Origin of the sequence: uncultured Intestinimonas sp., assembly GCF_944387725.1 — a bacterium.
GTDB lineage: Bacteria > Bacillota > Clostridia > Oscillospirales > Oscillospiraceae > Intestinimonas.
Map to the genome: position 1 here is coordinate 1 of NZ_CALXGA010000089.1, position 7,011 is coordinate 7,011.

General features: G+C 61.8%; 4 protein-coding genes and 1 pseudogene. 3 read left to right on the plus strand and 2 right to left on the minus strand.

The genetic code is table 11. The features are described from left to right. The first annotated feature begins 226 nt into the window (after nucleotides 1–226). From Q0K09_RS10010 to Q0K09_RS10020, 3 genes and pseudogenes are all read left to right on the plus strand, one after another. A complete protein-coding gene (locus Q0K09_RS10010) occupies nucleotides 227–754 on the plus strand; it encodes an isochorismatase family cysteine hydrolase (protein ID WP_294475858.1) in 528 nt (175 codons plus the stop codon). 16 nt (nucleotides 755–770) lie between these two features. Further along, on the plus strand, nucleotides 771–2,213 hold the full coding sequence (locus Q0K09_RS10015; protein WP_294475860.1) for a nicotinate phosphoribosyltransferase: 1,443 nt from the start codon (nucleotides 771–773) through the stop codon (nucleotides 2,211–2,213). Between the two features lie 1,159 nt (nucleotides 2,214–3,372). Next, a pseudogene (locus Q0K09_RS10020) lies at nucleotides 3,373–4,050 on the plus strand (substrate-binding domain-containing protein); the annotation flags it as partial. Nucleotides 4,051–4,224: 174 nt separating this feature from the next. On the opposite strand, the gene Q0K09_RS10025 reads toward Q0K09_RS10020, so the two are convergent. Both Q0K09_RS10025 and Q0K09_RS10030 read right to left on the minus strand, forming a co-directional pair. After that, nucleotides 4,225–6,822, minus strand: coding sequence for a heavy metal translocating P-type ATPase (locus Q0K09_RS10025; protein WP_294475861.1), 2,598 nt, complete (start codon nucleotides 6,820–6,822; stop codon nucleotides 4,225–4,227). 46 nt (nucleotides 6,823–6,868) lie between these two features. Then, nucleotides 6,869–7,000 carry a metal-sensing transcriptional repressor gene (locus Q0K09_RS10030; RefSeq protein ID WP_294475863.1) on the minus strand — a complete coding sequence of 44 codons (132 nt, stop codon included), beginning with the start codon at nucleotides 6,998–7,000 and terminating at the stop codon, nucleotides 6,869–6,871. Nucleotides 7,001–7,011: the final 11 nt, after the last annotated feature.

Consider the following 7,011-nt stretch of genomic DNA (forward strand, 5'->3'; position numbering starts at 1 on the left):
ATACTCTTGCTCATGAAGGATATGGCCCCCTCTCGTCAAGCTGTTGTCTGCAACTCCAACTATATCTGATGAGGCCTTATCCTTCATCCTTTTTCTTCCTCTGTCCAAGATCTATTGTAGTCCTACAAACGGGCGTGTTCGGACGAATTTTACACCCTTGCATTTTTTGTCCAAAGCGCATATAATAGGACAAACTTTACCCAAACGCACAGGAGGCGGAACCGATATGAAGCGGCTTCTCATTGTAGTGGACTATCAGCGGGATTTTGTGGACGGCGCCCTGGGCTTTCCCGGCGCGGAGGCCCTGGACGGCCCCATTGCGGAGCGGATCGCGGCCTATCGGGCCGCCGGGGACGACGTGGCCTTCACCCTGGACACCCACGGCCCGGACTACGCCGCCACGGAAGAGGGCCGGTGGCTGCCGGCGGCCCACTGCCTCCGGGAGAGCCCCGGCTGGGCCCTCTACGGACAGACCGGCCAGGCCCGGCGGCCGGAGGACCCGGTGTTCGAGAAGGAGACCTTCCCCTCCCTGGCCCTGGGGGAGTGGCTCCGGGGCCGGGACTACGGCCAGGTGGAGCTGTGCGGACTGGTGTCTCACATCTGCGTACTCTCCAACGCCGTCATGGTGAAGGCCGCCCTCCCCAACGCCCACATCACGGTGGACGCCCGGCTCACCGCCTCCTATGACGCCGCCCTCCACCAGAAGGCTCTGGACATCCTGGAGGGCATCCACATTGCGGTGACTCACCGCTGAAAAGGACGGAAGTGCCATGAAACACACTGATAACTACACCCTGCTGTGCGATTTTTACGAGCTGACCATGGGCAACGGCTACTTCCAGACCGGCCTGGACACGCGCGTCTGCTATTTTGACGTCTTCTTCCGGGGGGTCCCCGACGGGGGCGGCTTCGCCATCGCCGCCGGCCTGGAGCAGATCATCGACTACATCCAGGACCTGCGCTTCACCACAGACGACGTGGCCTTCCTTCGGGGCAAGGGGTGCTTTTCCGAGGACTTCCTGCGCTATCTCCTGGACTTCCGGTTCACCGGCGACATCTGGGCTGTGCCGGAGGGCACCCCCATCTTCCCCGGGGAGCCCATCCTCACCGTCCGGGCTCCGGCGGTGGAGGCCCAGTTCATCGAGACCTATGTGCTGCTGATGCTCAACCACCAGTCCCTCATCGCCACCAAGTCCAACCGCATCGTCCGGGCGGCCCAGGGCCGGCCGGTCAGCGAGTTCGGCTCCCGCCGGGCCCAGGGGGCCGACGCGGCGGTGCTGGGGGCCCGGGCCTCCTATATTGCCGGCTGTGCCGGTACCGCCTGCACCCTGGCCGACCGGGTCTACGGCACCCCCGCCGGAGGCACCATGGCCCACTCCTGGGTCCAGATGTTCCCCGACGAGTACACCGCCTTCCAGACCTACTGCCAGATCTACCCCCACGCCGCCACCCTCCTGGTGGATACCTACAACGTCCTCAAGTCCGGCGTCCCCAACGCCATCCGGGCCTTCCAGGAGGTCCTTCTGCCCCAGGGCATCACGGAATGCGCCATCCGGCTGGACTCCGGCGACCTCACCTACCTCTCCAAAAAGGCCCGGGAGATGCTGGACGAGGCCGGCCTTCCCCAGTGCAAAATTGTGGCCTCCAACTCTCTGGACGAGTATATCATCCGTGACCTCCTCCTCCAGGGGGCCAAGATCGACTCCTTCGGCGTGGGCGAGCGGCTCATCACCTCCAAGTCGGAGCCCGTCTTCGGCGGCGTCTACAAGCTCTCCGCCGTGGAGGACGACCAGGGCAACATCATTCCCAAAATCAAGATCAGCGAAAACCCCGCCAAGATCACCAACCCCCACTTCAAAAAGGTCTACCGCCTCTTTGAAAACAGCACCGGCAAGGCCATTGCCGACCTGATCTGCGTCTATGACGAGGTCATCGACCCCTCCCAGCCCCTGGAGCTCTTCGACCCGGAGGCCACCTGGAAGCGGAAGACCATCACCGACTTCACCGTCCGGGAGCTTCTGGTCCCCATCTTCCAGGGGGGCGAGCTGGTCTACCGCCAGCCCAACATTGAGGAGATGCGGGCCTGGTGCGCCGGGCAGATTGACACCCTTTGGGACGAAGTCAAGCGCTTTGAAAACCCCCACAACTACTATGTGGACTTGAGCCAGAAGCTCTGGGACATCAAGCAGTACCTGCTCAAGCAGCGGGGCTAGGGCTTGTTTGAAAATTGGCGATGTGTCCGGAAGCGAGGGATTTTGGGCCGCTGGCAAGCAATTTTTTCGCAGGAATCCTGGCGGCTTTCAAGGAAAAATTGCGCCGTCCAGGGGGCAAAAGACCCGCTGATTGGGCATGTTGACATGTTTCAAACAAGCCCTAGGGCTTGTTTGAAACATAAAGGATTGCGATAATGTCTGCTGAATAAACCGCAAAGCATTTATTCGTGCGGCACAGCCGCGCAATTCTTCCCACAAGCGCCGAAATCGGCGCTTGTGGGAAGAATTCAGCCATTGTTGCAATGCGTCCTCCTGCGGCGGCATGGACATGCCACCGCAGGAAGTGCAGGGGTTTTGGGCTGAAATCGCCCAAAACCCCTGCACTTGAATAAAAGCCGAAAGCCCTGGTTTTCAAGGCTTTCGGCTTTATTCAGTACGCATTACGATAGAGGAATCCGGTATGCTGTCCATGCATACCGGATTCTTATTTTTTGAAGACAAATGGACGCCGGCTTTTCCCCTTCTCGATGCATACGCGCACCCGTGTCCTGGCAAAAAGAATCCTGCCTGCAATGTACAAATGTATGCTATATCATTGTGCAAAATGGATAAAAAGTGACTGTATAAAATACAACATTTTTAAAGTAAGTTCATTTTCATACAACTTTATTGTATTTTTGTAAAAATCGATTGCATCGCTTAAAAAGTCCATGATATCGTACAGACGCCGGCAGAATGTAGCGCCCTACATCCAGAGGCATGAATTTTGCAGGAAAAGGAGATGAAAAACCGGATACTTGGGATTACGCTTGCATGTGCCATGATTGTCGGGCTCCTGGCGGGGTGCGGAGGCGGCAGCGCCGTTCCCTCCAGCGATGAGGGGACCGGCCCTACCGCTGGAAACGACGCTTCTTCCATCAGCAGCAGCTGGAAAGTGACCTGTCCCTGGGCGCCCTCCGGCGCAGCCGTCATGGTAAGCCAGAAAGCCGCCACACTGTCCCCCAATGATTTCGATTCCATCACGCTGGTGCCCGAAGCCATTGCCGGTGACGCCGCCACTGACAATACCTGGGTCTTGGACACCCAAGCGAACGATCCAGATCTGGTCTTTGTGGGGGAGGGTCTGCTGTCCATTACCGCTATCATTGTTCCTTCAAAGATGCAGTTTACAACAGAAGACGACTTCGTCTTTGTGGAGAATCTGTACTCCTCGATTTTTCCTCTCTCCGCAGACGCCGATCTTAGCATCAATACCCTGGATGATCTGGAAGCCTATCTGGGCCAGTGCGCCAATTACTATAAAAATCTCCGGTATCCCCAGGTTGTTGTCAATGATACCACCTGCGCCGATCAACTGGTCAGTCTGCTGATTCAAGCCGGGCACCGCCGGATCGCGGGTATTTTCGTCTACGACAACTATCAGAGCATCGAACAGTTTCAAGGGACGGTGGCCGCCATGTTGAAGCGCGGCGTGGAGTTTCAGGACGACTACGTCAAATGGTGCGTCTCCCATGAGGCCCACGACCAGCGCTTTGCCCGCTCGATTGACCGCTTTCTCAAGGGTCTGCCGCAATGCACCGCAATCGTCTGCTGCAATTACATGATTTACCGCCTGGTGCGCAGCGTTTTGGAGGCCCAGGGGAAACAGGTCCCGGAAGACTGTTCTCTGGCCTATTTCGACTACTCCAGTGCCGATTGGGAGGAGGAGTGCGTCACTTGCTCCGTCCACCAGGGGAGGCAGATCGGCACCCTGGTGGCCACCCGGCTTATGATGATGATCCAGCGGAAAGACTGTGAGGATAAGAACTACACCTATGTGATGAAGCCCAAAATCCACATCGGCACATCCATTCGGAAAATAGGAAGCCTGATACACCCTCCACAGGACTGGAATCTCCTCACATATGTCAGGCTGAGGGCGGGCGCACCGTGGAATTCTCCGCAGTGCGCCCGCCCTTTCTGTCTGGCGCTATCGCCTTGTGCGCTGCCGCCCGTGGGGGCCGACGCCCGTTTACTGGATGGAGACCACCTGGTAGCCGGCCTCCTCCACCGCCTTTTTCAGCTCCTCGTCGGTGGCGGGGCCGCTGACGGTGGCGCACTTGCCCTCCAGGTCCACGCTGGCGGTTTCGCCGGGGAGGCCGTTGAGGGCGTTGCTGACGTGCTTGACGCAGTTCTGGCACATCATGCCTTCGATCATGATCTTCTTTTCCATATGGGACACTCCTTCATTTTGATTTGAGTGGGGCCGGCGTTGGTTGGGATTGAGAGGGATGCCGGGTTTCGACGGAGCCGGGCCGTCCGCCGGGGCGGACTGGACGGGCTGGGGGACGGTGTGCTTCGGCTTGAAAAGCTTGAGGCGCAGGGCGTTGGTCACCACGCTCACCGAACTCAGGCTCATGGCGGCGGCCCCGAACATGGGGGAGAGCTGCCAGTGCAGGAGGGGGTAGAAGACGCCGGCGGCCAGGGGGATGCCGATGGTGTTGTAGCAGAAGGCCCAGAAGAGGTTCTCCTTCACGTTGCGGATGGTGGCCTTGGAGAGCTCCACGGCGGTGACGGCGTCCATGAGGTCGCTCTTCATGAGGACGATGTCGGCCGACTCGATGGCCACGTCGGTACCGGCGCCGATGGCGATGCCCACGTCGGCGCGGGCCAGGGCGGGGGCGTCGTTGATGCCGTCCCCCACCATGGCCACCCGCCTGCCCTCCTTCTGGAGACCGGCCACCACCCGCTCCTTGTCCTGGGGCAGGACCTCGGCGATGACGTTGGAAATCCCCAGCTCCCTCCCGATGGCCTCGGCGGTGCGCTTGTTGTCGCCGGTGAGCAGGACCACATCGATGCCCAGGTCCCGGAAGGCGGCGATGGCGGCAGCGCTGGTGGGCTTCACGGTGTCGGCCACAGCCACCACCCCCATCAGCTTCCCGTCCTGGGCAAAGTAGAGGGGGGTCTGGCCCTGTCCGGCCAGGCGGTCGGCCAGGAGATGGCCGGCCTCCAGGTCCACGCCGTGTTCCTCCATCAGGGCCCGGTTGCCCGCCAGGAACCCGGCCCCCTGAATGCGGGCCTGGACCCCCCTGCCGTGGAGGGCCTGGAAGTCCCCGGCGGGGGCCAGGGGAATCCCCCGCTCCTCTGCCTCGGCTACAATGGCCTGGGCCAGAGGGTGCTCGGAGGGCTTTTCCAGGGAGGCGGCCACGCATAACAGCTCCCCCTGGGTGACGCCCTCACAGGGGTAGAGGCCAGTGACTCTGGGCTTGCCCTGGGTGACGGTGCCCGTCTTGTCCAGGACGATGGTTTTGATGGTGTGCAGGGTCTCCAGGGCCTCGGCGGACTTGATGAGAATGCCGTTCTCAGCCCCCTTGCCGGTGCCCACCATGATGGCCACGGGGGTGGCCAGGCCCAGGGCGCAGGGGCAGGAGATCACCAGCACGGCCACCCCGGCGGTGAGGGCCCGGGTGATGTTCCCGCCGGTGGCCAGGAGCCACACCACGGCGGTGACGGCGGCGATGGTCATAACCACGGGGACAAAGACGCCCGCCACCTTGTCGGCCAGCTTGGCGATGGGGGCCTTGGAGGAGGCCGCCTCGTCCACCAGGGCGATCATCTGGGCCAGGGTGGTGTCGTCGCCCACCCGGGTGGCTCGGAAGGTGAAGGCCCCCGACTTGTTGATGGAGGCGGCCGCCACCTTGTCCCCGGGGCCCTTGTCCACGGGCAGGGACTCCCCGGTGAGGGCGGACTCGTCCACGGCGGAGGCCCCCTCCACCACAACGCCGTCCACGGGGATGGACTGGCCGGGCCGCACCAGGAGCAGGTCTCCCACCGCCACCTCCTCCACCGGGAGTTCCACCTCCCGGCCGTCCCGGAGGACGGTGGCCGTCTTGGGAGCCAGGTCCATCAGGCGGCTGATGGCCTGGCTGGTCTTGCCCTTGGAGCGGGTCTCCAAAAACTTCCCCAGGGTGATGAGGGTGAGGATCATCCCCGCCGACTCGAAGTAGAGGTCCATGGACCAGTGCGCCACCCGCTCCGTATCGCCGTGGCCCAGGCCGTAGCCGATCTGGAAGATGGCGGCGATGCCGTAGATCACTGCGGCGGAGGAGCCCACGGCGATGAGGGAGTCCATGTTGGGGGCCCTGTGGAGGAGGGTCTTGAAGCCCACCCGGTAGTACTTGTCGTTGACGTACATAATGGGCAGCACCAGCAGGAACTGCAGGAAGGCGAAGGCCAGGGCGTTCCGGCTGTCGTGGAAGAACTGGGGCAGGGGCCAGCCCATCATGTGGCCCATGGCGATGTAGAAGAGGGGCGCCAGGAAGCACAGGGAGAGGAGGAAGCGGCGCTTCATGCCGGAGAGCTCCTCCTCCATCTGCCGGGCGGCGCCGGCCCGGGGGTCCTGCCGGCTGGGGGCGGCCTTCTGGGGAAGGGCGCAGCCGTAGCCGGCGGCATCCACGGCGGCGATGATGGCCTCAGGGGTCTCGGCCGCCGGGTCGTACTCCACCGTCATGGAGCCCCCCAGGAGGTTGACGTTGACCTCGCTGACCCCTTTCAGCTTCCGCACCGCCTTGTCCACATGGGCGGAGCAGGCCGAACAGGTCATGCCGGTTACGGTAAACTTTTGCTTCATAAAGGATCACCAGACTTTCTAAAGCCGCAAATCGTTTCAGGGCCCGCTATTTCAGAATCTTCCCCAGCATGGCCACCAGCTCGTCGATCTTCCGCTCCCGCTCCTCCTGGGTCTGGGCGGTGTTGACGCAGTGCTTGAGGTGGGCGGTGAGGATCTCCTTGTTGGCCCGGTTGAGGATGGCCTCCGTGG

Bases quoted from the DNA above. Each gene is read 5' to 3' on its own strand.
- Q0K09_RS10010 (WP_294475858.1), top strand. From the start codon at position 227: ATGAAGCGGCTTCTCATTGTAGTGGACTATCAGCGGGATTTTGTGGAC.
- Q0K09_RS10015 (WP_294475860.1), top strand. From the start codon at position 771: ATGAAACACACTGATAACTACACCCTGCTGTGCGATTTTTACGAGCTG.
- Q0K09_RS10025 (WP_294475861.1), bottom strand. From the start codon at position 6,822: ATGAAGCAAAAGTTTACCGTAACCGGCATGACCTGTTCGGCCTGCTCC.